The organism is Bartonella sp. HY038 (assembly GCF_014117425.1).
Lineage (GTDB): Bacteria > Pseudomonadota > Alphaproteobacteria > Rhizobiales > Rhizobiaceae > HY038.
On record NZ_CP059725.1, the window covers coordinates 1,359,268 to 1,378,507 of the forward strand.

Consider the following 19,240-nt stretch of genomic DNA (forward strand, 5'->3'; position numbering starts at 1 on the left):
AATGAAAAAGCAAATCGCTATCCATGGGAGAATTAAAATCTCTTTAGATTGAAATATCTATATATATTTTCGTCAATTAATTAGTTCCACTTGCAGCTTTATCATAAATAATAATAGTCAATGATAATAAGTTAAAATCTGCTATTATTGAACAAAGTAATGAATAACGTCTGAGATCGTAAGATTTGCGCCAAAAACCATAATTATAGCAATAAGTCCTGTTGCAAAAAGCGCGACGGTCGTTCTTGTTTCACTTTTCATTTTGAACCTCATCAATCTGTCTATATCAGTTAAGTTAATTATTTCTGTTTTCATGAAACCAAAACTGGACTGCAAACAAGGCTGCAGTTAGGCAAAAAAATGATTATCTCTGACCGTTTTTGTGATTTTTTGAGGAAGAAAATAAATAACTTAGATTAAGGTTGCTAAAAGGTTAATATCTATTGGTGTTGTAGGAAAACACTTTAATCGATATTGAAAAGCGCATGATTGATTGAGTTAGGAATGCATAATTGCAAAACGACATTATATATTGCATGGTTAAGTAGATCTTGCCTTAATTAGCCATACTAAGTTTAGGTTCGCTATTGACTTTACCATGATAATGTCAAAAAACGATCAAAGGTTTTTTAATCTCTTTTTGTTGGTGATATTGATCTTTCAACAATGTTTAATTCAGGTAAATTAGAGAAAATTATTATTATGGCTGGTACAGATAAAAATCGCGCAATGATTAAAGAGGGGCCTGCAATCATTCTTGTTAATCCGCAATTGCCAGAAAATATTGGCATGGTAGCACGTGCAATGGCTAATTTTGGTTTGGCGGAGTTGCGTCTTGTTAATCCACGCGAAGAATTTCCTAGTGAAAAAGCTTTTTCTGCAGCAAGTAAAGCTGATCATATTATCGAAAATGCGGTTGTTTTTGATGATTTGCGTGATGCTGTTGGTGATTTGACTTTTATCTATGCAACGACAGCCCGTGAACGCGATGGCTTTAAACCAGTACGTAGTCCTGTCGAAGCAACCCAAAAGTTACGAGCATTAGAAACAAATGGTCAAAAAACAGGCATTTTATTTGGGCGTGAACGTTTTGGACTTTCTAATGAAGAAGTTAGCCTTGCTGATGAAATTGTAACTTTTCCGGTCAATCCTGCATTTGCCTCTTTAAATATTGCGCAAGCTGTTTTACTTATGTCTTATGAGTGGATGAAGACCTCGTTAGATAAGAGCACTGACACAGCTTTTCGTGGCCCAGAGTATGTACCTGCTGAAAAACATAGCCTTTATGGATTTTTCGATCAGTTGGAAGATGCTTTGGATGTTAGGGGCTATTTTAGGCCGGTAGAGCGCAAGCAAGTAATGGTTGATAAAATTCGAGCGGTTTTAACGAGGGCAGATTTTGGCGATTCAGAGCTTAAGCTTTTACGTGGTGTTATCTCGTCACTGGATAGGTTTTCGCCGCAAAGGCCACGCGGGGCAGGTGCACCCGAAGGTGAAGCACCGCGCAAGGGTAGGGTAGATATAAAGCCAATCAGTGATTGCGAGTAGGAATTTATGAGCGAGCGTATTCGTCCTGTGCTGTTTTTTGATAGCGGTATCGGTGGCCTATCGGTACTGCGTGAAGCACGTATTGTAATGCCCGATCGCCACTTCATCTATGTGGCTGATGATGCGGGTTTCCCTTATGGTACTTGGGATGAAGATGCGCTGCGAGAACGTATTCTTATTCTTTTTGAATGGCTGATACGCCGTTATGATCCCGAGCTTTGCATTGTCGCTTGCAATACAGCTTCAACGCTTGTTTTGGCCGATTTGCGACGACATTTTAGCAGTGTGCCATTTGTAGGAACTGTTCCGGCAATTAAGCCTGCAGCCGAGCAAACATTGAGCGGGATTATTTCTGTTTTAGCGACACCTGGAACCGTAAAACGTGCCTATACTCGCGACCTTATCGCGTCTTTTGCACAGCAATGCCAAGTGCGCTTGGTAGGGAGTGAGAGCCTTGCAATGATAGCCGAAGGCTATTTGCGTGGCATGGATATTGATTATGAATTGGTACGCAGAGAAATTGCAGGTTGCTTTATTGAAAAGAGCAATGGCCGCACCGACATTGTTGTGCTTGCTTGTACTCATTATCCATTTTTAATTAATGTTTTTCGGAAAGTTGCTCATTGGCCAGTTGATTGGCTTGACCCTGCCGAAGCGATTTCTCGGCGTGCTGCTTCTCTGTTAACGCCTTTATCGGAACAAATGGATCCTTCTGCAGATTTAGCTTTCTTTACATCGCAAACGTCAGATTTTGCAACGCGTCGTTTATTGCATGGCTTTGGACTGCAATGTGATTGGTAGGGGGGATTGGTTGGAGGATCGCTAAAGTTGAGTGGCAAGGTTAACCATATTATTAGGTCATAATTGGCCGCTTAGCCGCCAAGTTCTGACATATGGCGTGCAATACCAAATACCTTGTCTTTTTCTATCAAAAAATTATGGCCTTTTGGCTTTCCTGCAATTGCGGAATAGATTTTTTCAATCAAATGCTCATTTGCTTCACTTGAACGTAGAACTTCACGCAACTCAACCATGCCAGTTTGCCCCATACATGGATATAAACGACCGGTTGATCCTATGCGAACGCGATTGCAGTTCGCACAAAAATCGCAAGAAAGTGGTGTTATAAAGCCAAGCTGACCGCCGGTTTCTTCAACTGTGACATAACGGGCTGGGCCACCAGAGCTTTTAGCCGATGAGTTAAGCGTCCAACGTTGCGAGAGACTTTCGCGTAGCTTAGTAAGTGAAAGGTGAGTCTCGACTCGATCATGGCCTGTATAGCCAAGAGGCATTTCTTCAATTAATGTAAGGTCCATGTTGCGTGCATGGGCAAAGCGAATAAGTTCATCCACCTCACTTAAAAAATGCCCATTCATAGCAACGGTATTTATTTTAACTTTCAGCCCTGCTTCCAGTGCTGCATCAATGCCACGGAAAACTTTAGCAATATCGCCTAACCTGGTTATATCCTCATAGCGTGCAGGGTTCAACGTATCCAATGAAATGTTGACCCTTTTTACCCCCAATGAGGCAAGTTCGCCTGCATGGCGGTCAAGCAAGGTACCGTTGGTAGTTAATGTGAGTTCTTCAAGATCTTTGCCAATATGGGGCGACAACATGGCGAACAACTGCATGATGCCGCGACGAACCAATGGTTCACCACCGGTTAGACGAATCTTTTTAATACCAAGATTAATCATGGTTGAAGAAACACGATAAAGTTCTTCAACAGTTAATAGTTCTTTTTTAGGCAAAAAAACCATATCTTCAGACATGCAATAGACACAGCGTAAATCACAACGATCTGTTACAGAAAGACGTAAATAGCTTACATTTCGTCCAAACCCATCTTGTAATTGTGAGGGCTTTAAAGCTGATTTATTGTTTTTGACCGTGTCAAGCATGTCTTTGGCTTTCGATAAGTGTGATTATAAATAACACACTTCTAAAGTGATAGTAAATATCATTTTATTGCACTAATGGTCCATCTGACGGCAAAACTTCAATGCCTTCAATTTTGGCGTTTCCTGCTAAAATTAATATATATTGCGAAACAGCTCGCGACCAACTTGATGCTTCTAGCCAAGCACTGACACGATCTTTTACAGCTTCAAAGGGAAGAGGGGTTCCTGGAATTTTACGAATAATGTCAACGACATGAAAACCGTAACGGGTTTCAACTGGGCTTTTGAGGAGTCCTGCACCTTCAGCAATTTTCAATGCTTGTTCAAATTCGGGTACCGTACTACCGGTGGTTAATTGTCCAAGGTTGCCACCATGCATAGATGAAGGACAGTCAGAATATTCCTTTGCAAGCTCATTAAAACGTGATGGACTTAATTCGAGGTTACGGATAATTTCTGTGGCGATTGTTTTTGCGCCATCACGGTCAGCCTGTACTTTTGGATCTGCACTAATAAGAATATGGCGAGCTTCCACAATCATATCGGATAGGAAACGGTCGGTATTATTGTTATAAAAGCGTTGGCAATCTTCAAGAGTTGCATTGGGAACAGATATTTCTTGATCCATTAATTTACTGATTGCAATGTCTTGCGGTGTGTCACTACGTTGATCGCTTGATAGTTCATCACTATAAAGATCAAGGCGTTTGGCTTCTTGTAATAGTAATTCGCGGATAACTAGGGCGCGTGCTGCTGCTGTAAGCGCTTCACCTGGATTTTCTGCGGGATGATTTTGCGCTTCTGCCAAAATATCTGCTTCTTCTATGGTAATTCCATTGACACTAATCTGGTTGAAAACCGGTTTCGCCTTTGGCGGAATGCGAGTGTCAACATCCTGTTTTTTGCTATAGGGTTTTGGTGTATTATCTTCGGTTTTACTATTGAAAAGGGTTACCATAATTTACTCCATAGCGTTTTCATGGTCTTTCATCAATTGAAACAACGCAGTTTCAGGTATGAGTCTGCAGATAAATGACGAAAGTTATGCTTTTTATAATAGTTATAACTTAAATTCTGCCTTGTCGCTAAAATTAGCGGTGAGAGTTGAGTTTATAACCGTAATTTATCGATTTGACCGTTTTAAACGCTTGATTGATCAAGTTGTTCCCAATTTGGAACATAATATAAAATCTTAATCATAGGTTTTATTTGACATTGGTTTGATACCCTTAAACTGCGGGGGAAATTCAAGGGTATCAAATATTTTAGCTTAGAAAATTAAGCTTAAAAGTTAAATTCGTTATCGGGTAGGCACCCTCAAAATGCGGGGGGGGGATTGAGGGTGCCAAAGCTATTAAACTTCTAAAACCAATATGCAAATTTGGGAAGATTTGGTCGGGGACCCCTTAACGGGTGTATGGGAGGTAAAGGATCCCCTAACTGTTATTCTGCGGGTTCACGCACCATAGGTGCATTTTTTTCAGCCTTACGCACAATTTGATACCCTGGACGCCAAATATAACGGACAGGAACGCTCAACATATGAACAAGACGAGTGAATGGGAAAACCAGAAGAATAGTAAGTCCAAGGAAAATATGCAGTTTGAATACAGCCGCTGTATCAATAATATAGCTTGATGCAGCAATGTTGAATGTAAAGATTCCTTGAGCCCAATTCATGAATTTCACCATTTCATGACCATCAAGATGTCCAAGTGATAATGGAATGGTTAGAAGACCAAGCATCAATTGAATCCAAAGTAAAATGATAATCATCGTATCAGAAAAACTTGAATTGGCACGAACACGGGCATCAAACAAGCGGCGGTGAACAAGTAATGTTGCACCAACAATACCCATAGTACCAGCAACACCGCCAAGACAAATAGCTAGTAATTGCTTAAATGTATGGCTAATTCCTAATGCATCAAAAAGCGCAAGAGGTGTAAGAAGACCAACAAGATGGCCGCCAAAAATCAACAATACACCGACATGGAATAAAACAGAACCCCAGATAAGCTGTTTGCGTCTTAATAATTGGCTTGATCCTGAACGCCAAGTATAGGGATCAAGATCATAACGGGCAATACAGCCTAGGACCAAAACAGTGAGGGCAATATAGGGATAGATCCCAAATAAAAGTGTATTAATATACGAATACATGGGGGTTCTCCTTAATGTTGGCTATGGGTCGCGTCGCGATTTGCCGCCCGCAGCCTTGTACGTAAACGATCTGGTCCACAGGCATTCTCACCTTGATTTGCACCAAATGTTACGGCTTCTTCTTCCCAGATGCGGTCAAGCGCTTCAAGGTCGTTTGGATCATCTTCTTCCATATTGCGAAGTTCATCTAGCAATGCCTTATCCGCACCACCATTTGATAGGGCTTCCAATGCGGTAAATGCTGCAGCATAAGGAGAATTGCGTTTTTGTAAACGCTCGCCGATTGCTGTTACAATGTGCAGGATGTCGCTGATGGATTGACGAGCTTCATCTGCGGTTCTTGTTGAAAGATATTCAAGGAACATGGGCAGATAGTCAGGTAATTCACTGGCATTAATTTCAAGACCAGCTTCTTCATACATGATTTTCAAATCAACCATCGCTTGTCCACGATCACGGCTTTCGCCGTGAACATGTTCAAAAAGATGTAATGAGAGTGAGCGTGTACGGTCAAACAAAGTGACATATTCTTCTTGGCTTTCAAAAATATCACGTTCACCAAGGGTTGCAATCAAGTGTTTGACCTTAGCTAATGTTTGCGCATCAAGCTCACTTGTCTCTTCTAACGTTGCGGCAAGAAGGCTTGCATCATGCTTTAGTGCTTCTTCAGGGTAAGCTAATAGAATGGATAGAATTTTAAGATCCGTATGCATTATGCGCTCTCCTTCAACATTCCGCTTGCTGTATGGTGGCGAGGTTTTTTGCTACCAAAAAGCTCAGCAGTAGAACTACTACCTGAACAACCATTACCAAATGAAAAGCCGCAAGATCCGCGCATTTCATAGGCATCTTCACTGACTTCGCGATGGGCTGTTGGCACCACAAAGCGGTCTTCATAATTAGCAATCGCCATGACATGATACATGTGTTCAATCATTTCGCGGTCCATGCCAACTTTTTCAGGAATTGATGGATCAATCACCCCATCAACCGTTTTTGCACGCATATAAGCACGCATGGCTAGCATACGTTCAAGAGCGGAAATAACTGGCTCTTCCTTACCTGCGGTCAAAAGATTGGCTAGATATTTAACCGGAATACGCAATGAGCGAACATTTGGAATAAAATCATCCATTTCAATTTTACCAGCTTCAGCTGCTGACTGCAGTGGTGAAAGTGGTGGAATATACCAAACCATTGGCAAGGTGCGATATTCTGGATGAAGTGGGAATGCCACTTTCCATTCCATTGCCATCTTATAAACGGGTGAATTCTTTGCAGCGTCCAACCATTCTTCAGAAATACCATCCTTGCGAGCCTGATCAATTACAGCTGGATCATTCGGATCCAAGAACATCTTCAATTGTTCTTCGTACAGATCTTCTTCGCTCATAGTGCTAGCTGCATCAGAAATCTTGTCGGCATCATAAAGAATAACACCAAGATAACGAATACGTCCAACGCAGGTTTCAGAGCAAACTGTTGGCTGACCACTTTCAATACGTGGATAGCAGAAAATGCATTTTTCTGATTTACCAGAAGACCAGTTATAATAAATCTTCTTATAAGGGCAGCCAGAAACACACATGCGCCAACCACGGCACTTATCTTGATCGATTAAAACGATACCATCATTGTCGCGCTTATAAATAGCGCCTGATGGGCATGATGCAACGCAAGCAGGATTGAGGCAATGTTCGCAAAGGCGTGGCAAATACATCATGAATGTATTTTCAAATTGTCCATAAATGTCTTTTTGAACGCCGTTAAAGTTATAATCCTTTGAGCGCTTTTCAAATTCGCCACCAAGAATTTCTTCCCAGTTTGGACCCCATTCAATTTTTTCCATGCGCTGTCCGCTAATTTTTGAGCGCGGACGAGCAACTGGCATTGCTTTGCTTTCCTTAGCGGTTTGCAAATGCTCATAGTCAAAATCAAATGGTTCATAATAATCATCGATTTCAGGTAGGTCAGGATTGGCAAAAATCTTTGCTAATACCCGCCATTTTGAACCGATTTTAGGTTCTAACTTACCGTTAGACTTTCTAACCCAGCCGCCATTCCAACGTTTTTGGTTTTCCCAATCCTTAGGAAAACCAATGCCTGGCTTTGATTCAACATTGTTAAACCAAGCATATTCTACGCCTTCACGATTTGTCCAAACGTTTTTACATGTCACCGAACAGGTGTGACAGCCGATACATTTGTCCAAATTGAGGACCATACCTATTTGTGCGCGGACCTTCATTGTGCCGCCTCCTTTGCTGCATGTTCGGGTAATTCATCATCTAACCAATCAACTTTTGCCAATTTGCGAACGACAACGAATTCATCTCGGTTGGCACCAACTGTGCCGTAATAGTTAAAGCCATAAGAAAGTTGAGCATAGCCACCAATCATATGGGTTGGTTTAGTAATAACGCGGGTAACCGAGTTATGGATGCCGCCACGTTGGCCAGTTAATGGTGAGCCAGGGACGTTAACAATTTTTTCTTGCGCATGGTACATGAACATTGTTCCGTCTTTCATGCGTTGTGAAACAACTGCACGGGCAACCAAGGCACCATTGCTGTTATAAACTTCAACCCAGTCATTATCGATAATGCCTGCACGTTTAGCATCTGGCTCTGAAATCCAGACAACGGGGCCACCACGGTTAAGCGTAAGCATAAGCAAGTTATCAGAATAGGTTGAATGGATACCCCATTTTTGGTGAGGTGTGATGAAGTTCAAGACAAGATGTGGCTGCCCATCGGCTTTAGCTTGCAATGCAGGTGTTACAGTTTTGGTATCAATTGGAGGACGGTAAACGCAGAAGGCTTCACCAAATGCCCGCATCCATAAATGATCCTGATAAAGTTGTTGACGGCCACTAATTGTACGCCAAGGAATAAGCTCATGAACATTGGTATAGCAAGCATTGTAGCAAACTTCTTCAGATTCCAATCCTGACCATGTAGGTGAGGAAATGATCTTACGCGGTTGGGCAACAATATCACGATAGCGAATTTTTTCATCTTCTTTTGGGATAGCAAGATGGGTATGGTCGCGACCAGTAATTTTACTTAAAGCAGACCATGCTTTAACTGCAACTTCACCATTTGTTTCCGGCGCAAGAGACAATACAACTTCTGTTGCATCAATATCACTTTCAATCTTAGGCATACCTTTAGTTACGCCTTCTTCTTCAACAACACCGTTAAGTTTTGCGAGGAAGTCAACTTCATGATCAGTATTCCAGGCAATACCCTTACCGCCATTACCAATATTTTTAAGTAATGGTCCAAGAGCAGTAAAGCGCTTATAAAGATTTGGATAGTCGCGTTCTACAACAGCCACTGTTGGCATTGTCTTACCAGGGATTGGTTCGATTTCGCCTCTTTTCCAATCTTTAACATCAAATGGCTGTGCAAGTTCATTTGGAGTATCATGCAAAGTTGGTACAAGAACAACGTCTTTTTCAACACCAAGGACTTCAGGAGCAATTTCAGAAAAGCGCTTTGCAATGCCTTTAAAGATTTCCCAGTCGCTACGTGCTTCCCATGCAGGGTCGGCAGCACTTGATAAAGGATGGATGAAAGGATGCATATCCGAGGTGTTAAGGTCGTTCTTTTCATACCATGTTGCGGTAGGCAAGACGATGTCAGAATATACACAAGTTGTGGACATACGGAAATCGAGCGTTACCAAAAGATCTAGTTTACCTTCTGGAGCTTCATCATGCCAAACAGCCTCAACCGAGCCGGCACGACCTTCTTCACCCAAATCTTTGCCAAGTACACCATTTGAAGTGCCTAGCAAATGCTTGAGGAAATATTCATGTCCCTTACCTGATGAACCAAGCAGATTTGAGCGCCAAACAAACATATTGCGTGGCCAATTTACTTCCGCATCTGGATCTTCACATGACATTTTCAATTTGCCTGATTTTAGGCTTTGCGCCACAAAATCCTTAGGCTCCATGCCAGCTTCTTGAGCTTGTTTTGCAAGATCAAGTGGATTGGTTTCAAGCTGCGGTGCAGATGGCAACCAACCCATGCGCTCAGCTCTGATATTATAATCAATTAATGAGCCTTCCCATGGACCTTCAGGCGCAGTAGGTGAAAGCAAATCGCTTACCTTAACTGTTTCATAACGCCATTGATCGGTGTGGGCATAGAAGAATGAAGTTGAATTCATGTGACGTGGTGGGCGTGCCCAGTCAAGACCAAATGCAAGAGGTGTCCAACCGGTTTGCGGACGGAGCTTTTCTTGTCCAACATAGTGGCTCCAGCCACCACCAGATTGACCGATACAACCACACATAATCAGCATATTAATAATGCCGCGGTAGTTCATGTCCATATGGTACCAGTGATTCAAGCCAGCGCCAAGAATAACCATTGAGCGACCATTGGTCTTTTCAGCATTACGCGCAAATTCACGAGCAACAGAAATAATATTTGCACGTGGTACGCCAGTAATTTTTTCGGCCCAAGCTGGGGTGTAAGGAATGTTTTCATCATAGCTTGTGGCACAGTTAGGATCTTTGAAACCGCGTTCAAGACCATAATTAGCAACAAACAAGTCAAAGACTGTCGCAACCATGACTTCCCCTTCAGGAAGTTTCAATTTGCGGGCAGGGACCTTGCGTGTAAGTACGCTATCGTGGTCTGTTCCTTCAAAATAATCATGTTCCTTATTGCCAAAATAAGGGAAATCAACATCGGCAACGGCATCATGGTCACCTTCAAGCATAAAGCTCATTTCCAAAGTGATGTCGCGACCCTTGCTATCTTTTTGTTCAAGGTTCCATTTGCCATCTTCACCCCAACGGAAACCGGCAGAGCCAGTAGGTGCAACATATTCGCCAGTTAAACTATCAACCGCAATTGTTTTCCATTCTGGGTTATTGTCTTCACCGAGGTTTTTATCAAAATCTGAAGCGCGCAATAGACGATCAGGAATATAATGACCATTTTTACCAGTGAGGCGAACAAGCATTGGCATGTCGGTATAACGACGGCAATAATCATCAAAATATTCAGCTTGGCGGTCAAGATGGAATTCACGCAAAATAACGTGACCAAATGCCATTGAAAGGGCGGCATCAGTACCTTGTTTTGGATGAAGCCACATATCAGCAAATTTGGCTGCTTCAGAATAGTCTGGACAAACGACAACTGATTTCGCGCCCTTATAACGAGCTTCGCTATAAAAATGTGCGTCCGGTGTACGCGTTTGTGGAACGTTAGAACCCCAAAGCATCAAGAAGCCAGCATTATACCAATCAGCAGATTCAGGAACGTCGGTTTGTTCGCCCCATGTCATTGGTGATGCTGGTGGCAAATCACAATACCAGTCATAGAAAGACATGCAAGTACCGCCAAGCAATGACAAATAACGTGCACCAGCAGCATATGAGATCATTGACATTGCAGGAATTGGCGAGAAACCAATAACGCGATCTGGACCGTATTTGCGCACAGTGTAAGCATTTGCAGCTGCAATAATCTCGTTCATTTCTGCCCAAGTTGCACGGACAAATCCACCAAGACCACGTACTTTTTGATATTCACGACGCTTTTCAGGATTTTCCTGAATGGCAGCCCATGCACCAACAGGTGTTTTAAGAACGCGTTCAGTGCGCCAAAGTTTTAAAAGGCGTGCTCGAATAAGTGGGTATTTAACGCGGTTTGCTGAATACATATACCAGCTATAGCTTGCGCCGCGCGGACAACCGCGTGGTTCATGGTTTGGAAGATCAGGCCGAGTACGTGGGTAATCGGTTTGTTGGGTTTCCCAAGTAACGATACCGCCTTTTACATAGATTTTCCATGAACATGAACCCGTGCAATTTACACCATGGGTTGAGCGAACGATTTTGTCATACTGCCAACGCTTACGATAGCTATCTTCCCAGCTGCGGTCTTCATCGGTAGTAATACCGTGGCCTTGGGAGAATTTTTCGCGCTTATGGGCAAGAAAGTTGAGACGATCGAGTAAATTACTCATTTGTTTTGGTCTCCTGTCGATTGGATACGCTTTGCGCGTTGACCTTCAATGTGTAGAATTGCGCCCTTACGGGTGTAGCAAAACCAAGTAATAAAAAGGCAGATGAGGTAGAAAATTAGGAAGCCGAATAGAGCTGCTTGTGGACCACCATAATAAAGCTTTGAAGCATTAAAGCTGATTGGAATGATAAAGAAAGCATAAGCAGCGATTGCGGCAGTAAAGCCTGTGATTGCAGCAGATTCACGCTCTGTTTGATGGCGTTTTTGTTCAGTTGTTGCATTTGGCATAGTGTTATCAATAACGCGGCTCATAATTGCTGGGATCATTTGGAATGTAGATGCATTACCAACACCTGTTGCAAAGAACAGCACCATGAATGAGGTAAAGAAGCCACCAAAAGCAATTGGATTTTCAGGATTTGCTACAAAATAGAGTGCAGCAAGAAGAGCAGCCATCATAATGATGAAAGAAATCAATGTCACACGGCCACCGCCAACGCGATCACTCAAGCCACCAGAACCAGCACGTGCAAGAGCTGAAATTAATGGCCCTAAGAAAACATAATTTAGAACATTTACTTCAGGGAAAGTAACTTTCATCAAAAGAGGAAATGCAGCAGCAAAACCGATAAACGAACCAAATGTACCCATGTAAAGAACGCACATTAACCAGTTGTCTTTGCGCTTAAAAATAATTGCCTGATCAGCGAATGAAGCTTTAGCATCAGCAATATCATTCATACCAAACCAGCTAGCAATCGTACAAATAATGATGAAAGGCACAAAGACAAAGGCACCGTTTTGTAACCAGATTGATGATGTTGCACCATTAGCTTGGGTGATTGTCTGTGGGTTGCCGCCGAGCCAGCCAAAAACGCTAGTGGCGATAACAAGAGGAACAACCAATTGAACAACTGATACACCAAGGTTACCAATGCCAGCATTTAAGCCCATTGCTTTACCTTTTTCGCTCTTTGGGTAGAAAAAGGAAATATTAGCCATTGATGATGAGAAGTTACCGCCACCAAAGCCACAAAGCAATGAAAGTGCAACCATAACCCAATAAGGGGTTTCTGGGTTTTGCACGGCAAAACCAATACCAATTGCAGGAATTAAAAGCGATGCAGTGGTAAGAGCTGTCCAACGACGGCCACCGAAAATGGGTACCATAAACGAATAGAAAATGCGAAGAGTACCACCTGAAAGACCGGGAAGAGCCGCAAGCCAGAACAATTGCGTTGCTGTATAATTAAAACCAGCTTTAGGCAGTTCTGATACTGTTACGGACCAAACTTGCCAAATAGCAAAAGCTAAAAGAAGTGCAGGAATTGAGATCCAAAGATTTTTATTAGCTATTGCTTTACCAGTCCGTTGCCAGAATGACGCATCTTCAGGGTTCCAAGTAGTTAGAACGTATTTATTATTAGGATTAGACATTAGCGTAGCTCCGGAAATTCGGCAAGGGTCTCACCCATTTCGGCAAGGCGTTGTTGTTCCATGCGGCGAATTGAAAAGTGCATCCAAAGGAGGGAAACGGCGGCAATTGCGAAAAGCACCATAAAACAAGTGGTATAGACGCCGGTAATTTCAAGAATCTTTCCAAATATGATAGGAAGGATAAAGCCGCCAAGACCACCAATCATACCGACAAGACCACCAACAGCACCGACATTTTCAGGGAAATAAACCGGAATATGCTTATAAACTGCGGCCTTTCCAAGTGCCATGGCAAAGCCAAGGATAAACACAATAATGGTAAAGGTAATGTAACCTGTTGCCATATGGAACGAGATTGGACCATTTATGCTTTCAATAGTATATTGTGTTGGTGGGTAGCAAAGGAAAAAGGATGTGATAACCGATACAGTAAGCGTCCAATACATCACCTTACGAGCGCCAAGAGTATCAGAAAGATAACCACCATAAATACGGAACAAGCTGGCAGGGATTGAGAAAAATGCAGCAACAATACCTGCGGTTCTTAAATCAAACGCATAAACATTCATAAGATATTTAGGAAGCCATGCTGCAAGGGCGATAAAGCCACCAAAAACAAAGAAATAATACAGTGAAAAGCGCCATACTTGCAATTTGGCGAGCGGGGAAAGCTCTAGCCAGCTGCTATTAGGCTTTTGACCACTTTTACGTTGTGCAACAAGTGTAGGATCGTCTTTGGTGAAGACAAAGAATACAATACCCGTCACAGCAAGGGCTATGGCCCAAACAATCGCCACCGCATGCCAGCCACCGCCAATATTGGAAACAGTTGGCGCAAAAAGCTTTGTAACTGCTGCACCAACATTGCCAGCGCCGAAAATACCAAGTGCGAGACCAAGGCGCGGGCTACCTTTAAACCAGCGAGCAACATAAGCAACGCCAGAGGAGAAGGCGCCACCAGCAAGACCAATACCAAGAGCTGCTAGAAGCATTTGATTATAGGTTGTGGCAAAGGTCAGAAGATATGTAGCAATAGCAGCTAGAAGCATTGTTATAAGAGTAACAAGACGTCCACCATATTGTTCGGACCAGATGCCGAGCGGAATACGAACGAGCGAACCGGTTAAAATTGGTGTACCAACTAAGAGTCCAAATTGGCTTTGGGATAAACCTAACTGGTCTTGGATCTGAACGCCGATAATTGCGAATATAGTCCAGATGGCGAAACAAATGGTAAAAGCAAAAGTGCTCAACCATAACGCGGAGTTTTGCCCAGCGGGGGCCTTTATTTGTTTGTTTTCCATTTTTTTATCCAGCAAATTTAGTCTGGTTAAAACGCATCACGATAAAATTCGTTGCGTCGATGCTGGCAATATGAACTTAGAATAAATACAGTCGTTGATTTGAATCAATCTAAAGAAGGAAAGCTCTTTGAAAGCTATCAGATTGATTTACTTAGTTTTGTATATGAATAATGTTGCATATACGATTGATTTTTATTATTTTTGCGATTGATTTTTATCAATCATAATTGTGGAGAAATTGCTAATAAGCGACTCTTCTTATCGGGTAAGGCTTGTAATTGTTCACAATCAATAAAGGTGATTAGATTTTAATATTTAGATAAAAACGCTGAGGGTTTTAGGCGTGAATGACATTAACTGTTTAAATGTTAATTTTGCTCATCACGCAACTGATTGATGTTGTTTATCGATGGTGTTGCAAGATAAATCTGGCGGAAACTTTTTTGGGTTGCATCCATTAATTCATCTTTTGGCCATGTGTTGGAGGATTAAGTTTAACAAGTGCCGTTGCTGAAAAAAGTGGATGGCTAAAATGCGGATTAGGGAACCCGTGCATTTTGCGCAGTCTTAATGTAGCTAATATTATCTATTGGATAAAGCCAAAATACTTTAGTTCAAAATCAACGTGAAGTTCATTTCGCTCAAATTTTATTGGTTTTGTATTGGATAAATGATAATCAGCCATTTAACTCATTAATTGGTTGACAAAAATCATATTTCGCTATGCCAGTTTTGCAATGCTTTATCCTTAACCGGCCCTAGCAATTTAACCTCAATCTTGCAAAAATTTGTCATGAAGTTATTGTCTTTGGTTTTAACCAATCCTTCGCTAGCAGCAACATAAACCAACTAAGATATCTTGCGCCTATGCCGCCATCAAAAACCATGTTAATTTATTTTAATGCAAGACGCGCGCATAATTCAGCTTCTTTTCCTAACCCAATAATAACACACGGGGTAATATTTTTCCAAATGAAGTTAAATGTTATATACTCAAATTTGGGGAGTGATAATCGTAGACTAAAATAGTATAAAGCAATTCTGCAATACTTGCTCGTGTAGAATAATCTAATAAGTCAGCCTTTAGTATATAATGCAGACTAGAAGTAACGTAAGGGAATAGCACATATCTACCAATATCTTCATGATACATGGAAACACATTTTACTTCAATATTGACATTACCTTTTGTGTCTATTCTTTCAATTCATCAATTGAAGGATACATCGTTTTTTGTATATGGGCCAGAGTCTTAGGCATTGTGATATTCATTTTGATAGCTTGAAAGTGTTTATAGACATAAAGATATTTTCATTGATCTTTTACATAACTTCCATATATATCCTTTTTCCTGATAAAAGGGGAAAGTGATATGACGCTTGACTAATTGAAATAACAACTGATCGCTCATCAGGGTTTGCATAACAAATCCAAAGGAATTGCGGAAAATGCTTTAACTGCTTTTTACATCGCTGCTGATCAAAATTTCCCTATAATGTTGGATGGTTGCTTAACCAAAGATGGCGCGGTTATTGTTTGTCATGACCACTTGTCAGCTTTATCATTGGAAGCTAAAATCATCAGTTGCCTTGCAAGGGTATTGTCGGACAAAGAGTTAGTGATAGCAATGATGTTATTCAAAGCTTGGAGGACGTTCTTGAAAAGCTTCAAGGTCGAACACCGGTATTAGTCAATCTGATGGCAATCCTCCTCATTTTAATGAAGATTTAGCAACCGCTACGAATGATATATTGCGCCTTTATGGAAATAATGCAGCAATGCTAGCAGGGGACTTTCATATATTAAGACGCTTTCGCGTATCGGCTGAAGGTATTGCTCATGGTATGCGTGCAAGCAGCATTCAGCGCAGCGCGATTGAATGGAATTTTCTATGCTGACCCGTGATGTTTAGTTTATTTTATATAATAAGAAGGACTTGACTAATGTTTTTGCACATTTTATGCGCCAACGCGTGCAGGTGCCTATTATTACCGGTGTTATACAAAAAATCGAGCAATGGTTGGCGATTGAAAAGCTAGTCGATCAAATGGTTTTTGAGGCTTTTAATTCCGATGATATAGAGTAAGGGTTGTTCAGATAGTCAAAATAATTATTATTTGACTTGCAAAATGCCCTAAATTAGCCCATTTAAAGCTTTTTATTATTGCTTATTGTATCATATCCATTACTATAACTTTTTTGATTTGACTGCTGATAATTGGAAAAGCTGAAGTGATGTTGAGGAGAAGCACTTATAGCATAATTAATTAGAGAAAATATTCATTAATTATACGATCTAATAATTAAACTGCGCCAAGGGCTTGAATTTGATTCTTTTGGCAACCAATTATCTGTTCAGAAGCGTGATGCATGTTTGCAAAAATTGGGGCATGCATTATGGCGGTGGGGGCCGTTGGTCCCAGAAAGGACATGAAATGCAAAATAACGAGAAGACTAAAAAAGCCGAGAACGGGCTTTACGCCGTTCTGCCGCTAAGAGATATTGTTGTCTTCCCGCATATGATTGTGCCGCTCTTTGTTGGGCGTGAAAAGTCAATTAAAGCTATTGAAGTGGCTATGCGTGAAGATAAGCAAATTTTGCTTGCAACGCAAAAAAATGCCGCCGACGATGATCCAAAAACTGAAGACATTTATGAAATTGGCACTTTAGCTAATATTTTGCAATTGCTTAAACTACCTGATGGTACAGTTAAGGTACTTGTCGAAGGTGTGGCGCGTGCTCAATTATCGGTGTTCTCAGAAGATGATGGTTACATTCAGGCTGAGGCATTGGTTCTTCACGAAGGTGAGGAAGATAAGGTTGAGATTGAGGCGTTAGCACGTTCGGTTGTTGCTGATTTTGAAAATTATGTGAAATTGAATAAAAAGATTTCACCAGAGGTTGTAACGGCAGTTAGCCAAATTGACGAGCCCTCAAAATTAGCAGACACCATTGCATCGCATCTTGCTATTAAGCTTTCTGAAAAGCAGGAAATGCTATCGCTCCTTTCTGTTGCCCAAAGACTTGAAAAAGCGCTTTCTTTTATGGAAGGTGAAATTTCAGTTCTGCAGGTTGAGAAACGTATTAGATCGCGTGTTAAACGCCAGATGGAAAAAACTCAGCGAGAATATTATCTCAATGAACAGATGAAGGCGATCCAGAAAGAGCTTGGCGAAGGCGAAGATGGCCGTGATGAAGTATCTGAAATTGAAGAGCTTGCAAAAAATACCAAGTTAAGCAAAGAGGCTCAGGAAAAGACCGCAGCTGAGGTTAAAAAACTTCGCTCCATGTCGCCAATGTCTGCTGAAGCAACTGTGGTGCGTAATTATCTTGATTGGTTGCTAACGATTCCTTGGGGCAAAAAGTCCAAGATTAAAAAGGATCTCAATTTTGCGGAAAAGGTTCTTGATGAGGAGCATTTCGGCCTTGATAAGGTAAAAGAACGTATTGTTGAGTATCTCGCAGTGCAAAGTAGGATTTCTAAAATTAAAGGTCCAATTCTTTGCTTGGTAGGCCCTCCTGGCGTTGGTAAGACGTCGCTTGCACGTTCTATTGCTAAGGCAACGGGTCGTGAATATGTTCGTATGTCGTTAGGTGGTGTACGTGATGAATCAGAAATTCGCGGTCATCGTCGTACGTATATTGGTTCAATGCCCGGTAAAATTATTCAATCAATGAAAAAGGCTAAGCGTTCTAATCCGCTTTTCCTTTTGGATGAGATTGATAAAATGGGACAAGATTTCCGTGGTGATCCATCATCTGCTTTATTGGAAGTGTTGGATCCAGAACAGAACTCAACCTTTATGGATCATTATCTAGAAGTTGAATATGATTTATCTGACGTCATGTTTGTGACAACAGCTAATACACTTAATATTCCAGGTCCATTGCTTGATCGTATGGAAATTATCCGCATTGCTGGTTATACAGAAGATGAAAAAGTTGAGATTGCAAAGCGTCATTTATTGCCTAAAGCCATTAGTGATCATGCAATTTCAAAAGATGAGTTTTTTGTTGATGAAAGTGCTATCCGCTCGATTATTCAATATTACACTCGTGAAGCAGGTGTAAGAAGCCTTGAACGTGAGCTCATGAAGCTTGCTCGCAAAGCAGTAACCGAGATTATTAAGACAGGTAAAAAATCGGTTACAATCACTGCTGATAATATTGACGAATATCTTGGTGTTAAGCGTTATCGCTTTGGCCAAATTGATGGCGAAGACCAAATTGGTATTGTTACTGGTTTAGCTTGGACTGAGGTTGGTGGTGAGTTGCTGACTATTGAAGGTGTCATGATGCCAGGTAAAGGTCGTATGACTGTAACTGGTAACCTACGTGATGTTATGAAGGAGTCGATTTCAGCTGCTGCATCTTATGTACGCTCGCGAGCTGTTGATTTTGGTATTGAGCCACCTTTCTTTGATAAACGTGATATTCACGTCCATGTTCCAGAAGGTGCAACACCAAAAGATGGTCCTTCAGCTGGCGTTGGCATGATGACAGCAATTGTATCTATTATGACTGGCATTCCTGTGCGTAAGGATGTCGCCATGACGGGTGAAATTACATTGCGTGGCCGCGTATTGCCGATTGGCGGTTTGAAAGAAAAGCTGCTTGCTGCATTGCGTGGTGGTATTAAGACAGTTCTTATTCCAGAAGAAAATGCCAAGGATTTGGTGGAAATTCCAGATAATGTTAAGAATAATATGGAAATAATACCAGTATCTCATGCAAGTGAAGTGCTTAAGCATGCTTTAGTCCGTCAGCCAGAGGCTATTGAATGGACAGAGCCATTGAGTCCAGTTTCAACGGCTTCAGATACAGATGAAGACAAGGGGGCTCATGCAATAGCGCACTGATTCACGTTAAAAAAAGAGGAAAAGAGCGGTTT

11 protein-coding genes and 1 pseudogene are annotated in these 19,240 nt (G+C 41.5%); 5 read left to right on the forward strand and 7 right to left on the reverse strand.

The window, feature by feature from the left end; genetic code table 11:
* Positions 1-702 precede the first annotated feature (702 nt).
* Positions 703-1,548 (forward strand): RNA methyltransferase, encoded by an 846-nt coding sequence (locus tag H3299_RS05765; RefSeq protein WP_182419328.1) that lies wholly within the window; start codon positions 703-705, stop codon positions 1,546-1,548.
* Positions 1,549-1,554: 6 nt separating this feature from the next.
* On the forward strand, positions 1,555-2,349 hold the full coding sequence (gene murI / locus H3299_RS05770) for a glutamate racemase (protein WP_182419329.1): 795 nt from the start codon (positions 1,555-1,557) through the stop codon (positions 2,347-2,349).
* A 71-nt stretch (positions 2,350-2,420) separates the two neighbouring features.
* On the opposite strand, the gene moaA is transcribed toward murI, so the two are convergent.
* The 7 genes and pseudogenes from moaA to H3299_RS15750 form a co-directional block, all read right to left on the reverse strand.
* On the reverse strand, positions 2,421-3,452 hold the full coding sequence (moaA, locus tag H3299_RS05775) for a GTP 3',8-cyclase MoaA (protein WP_182419330.1): 1,032 nt from the start codon (positions 3,450-3,452) through the stop codon (positions 2,421-2,423).
* A 64-nt stretch (positions 3,453-3,516) separates the two neighbouring features.
* Positions 3,517-4,410 (reverse strand): peptidylprolyl isomerase, encoded by an 894-nt coding sequence (locus H3299_RS05780; RefSeq protein ID WP_246708155.1) that lies wholly within the window; start codon positions 4,408-4,410, stop codon positions 3,517-3,519.
* A gap of 485 nt (positions 4,411-4,895) precedes the next feature.
* Positions 4,896-5,615: a respiratory nitrate reductase subunit gamma gene (gene narI / locus H3299_RS05785; protein WP_182419331.1), complete on the reverse strand. Its 720-nt coding sequence runs from the start codon at positions 5,613-5,615 to the stop codon at positions 4,896-4,898.
* An 11-nt stretch (positions 5,616-5,626) separates the two neighbouring features.
* Positions 5,627-6,328: a nitrate reductase molybdenum cofactor assembly chaperone gene (gene narJ / locus H3299_RS05790; protein WP_182419332.1), complete on the reverse strand. Its 702-nt coding sequence runs from the start codon at positions 6,326-6,328 to the stop codon at positions 5,627-5,629.
* A complete protein-coding gene (gene narH / locus H3299_RS05795; RefSeq protein ID WP_182419333.1) occupies positions 6,328-7,863 on the reverse strand; it encodes a nitrate reductase subunit beta in 1,536 nt (511 codons plus the stop codon). Before narH ends, narJ begins: the two co-directional genes overlap by 1 nt.
* Complete coding sequence (locus H3299_RS05800) at positions 7,860-11,609, reverse strand: nitrate reductase subunit alpha (RefSeq protein ID WP_182419334.1); 3,750 nt, start codon at positions 11,607-11,609, stop codon at positions 7,860-7,862. The genes narH and H3299_RS05800 overlap by 4 nt, the downstream gene beginning before the upstream one ends.
* Positions 11,606-14,349, reverse strand: a pseudogene (locus H3299_RS15750) (nitrate/nitrite transporter). The gene H3299_RS05800 and the pseudogene H3299_RS15750 overlap by 4 nt, the downstream one beginning before the upstream one ends.
* Before the next feature lie 1,751 nt (positions 14,350-16,100).
* Here H3299_RS15750 and H3299_RS05815 point away from each other — a divergent pair.
* The 3 genes from H3299_RS05815 to lon all read left to right on the forward strand — a co-directional run bounded on the left by H3299_RS05815 (position 16,101) and on the right by lon (position 19,208).
* Complete coding sequence (locus tag H3299_RS05815; RefSeq protein WP_182419337.1) at positions 16,101-16,247, forward strand: hypothetical protein; 147 nt, start codon at positions 16,101-16,103, stop codon at positions 16,245-16,247.
* Positions 16,248-16,285: 38 nt separating this feature from the next.
* Entirely contained in the window at positions 16,286-16,435 is a 150-nt protein-coding gene (locus H3299_RS05820) for a hypothetical protein (RefSeq protein WP_182419338.1), read from the forward strand.
* Between the two features lie 349 nt (positions 16,436-16,784).
* Positions 16,785-19,208: an endopeptidase La gene (gene lon, locus H3299_RS05825; protein ID WP_182419339.1), complete on the forward strand. Its 2,424-nt coding sequence runs from the start codon at positions 16,785-16,787 to the stop codon at positions 19,206-19,208.
* The last annotated feature ends 32 nt before the right edge of the window (positions 19,209-19,240 follow it).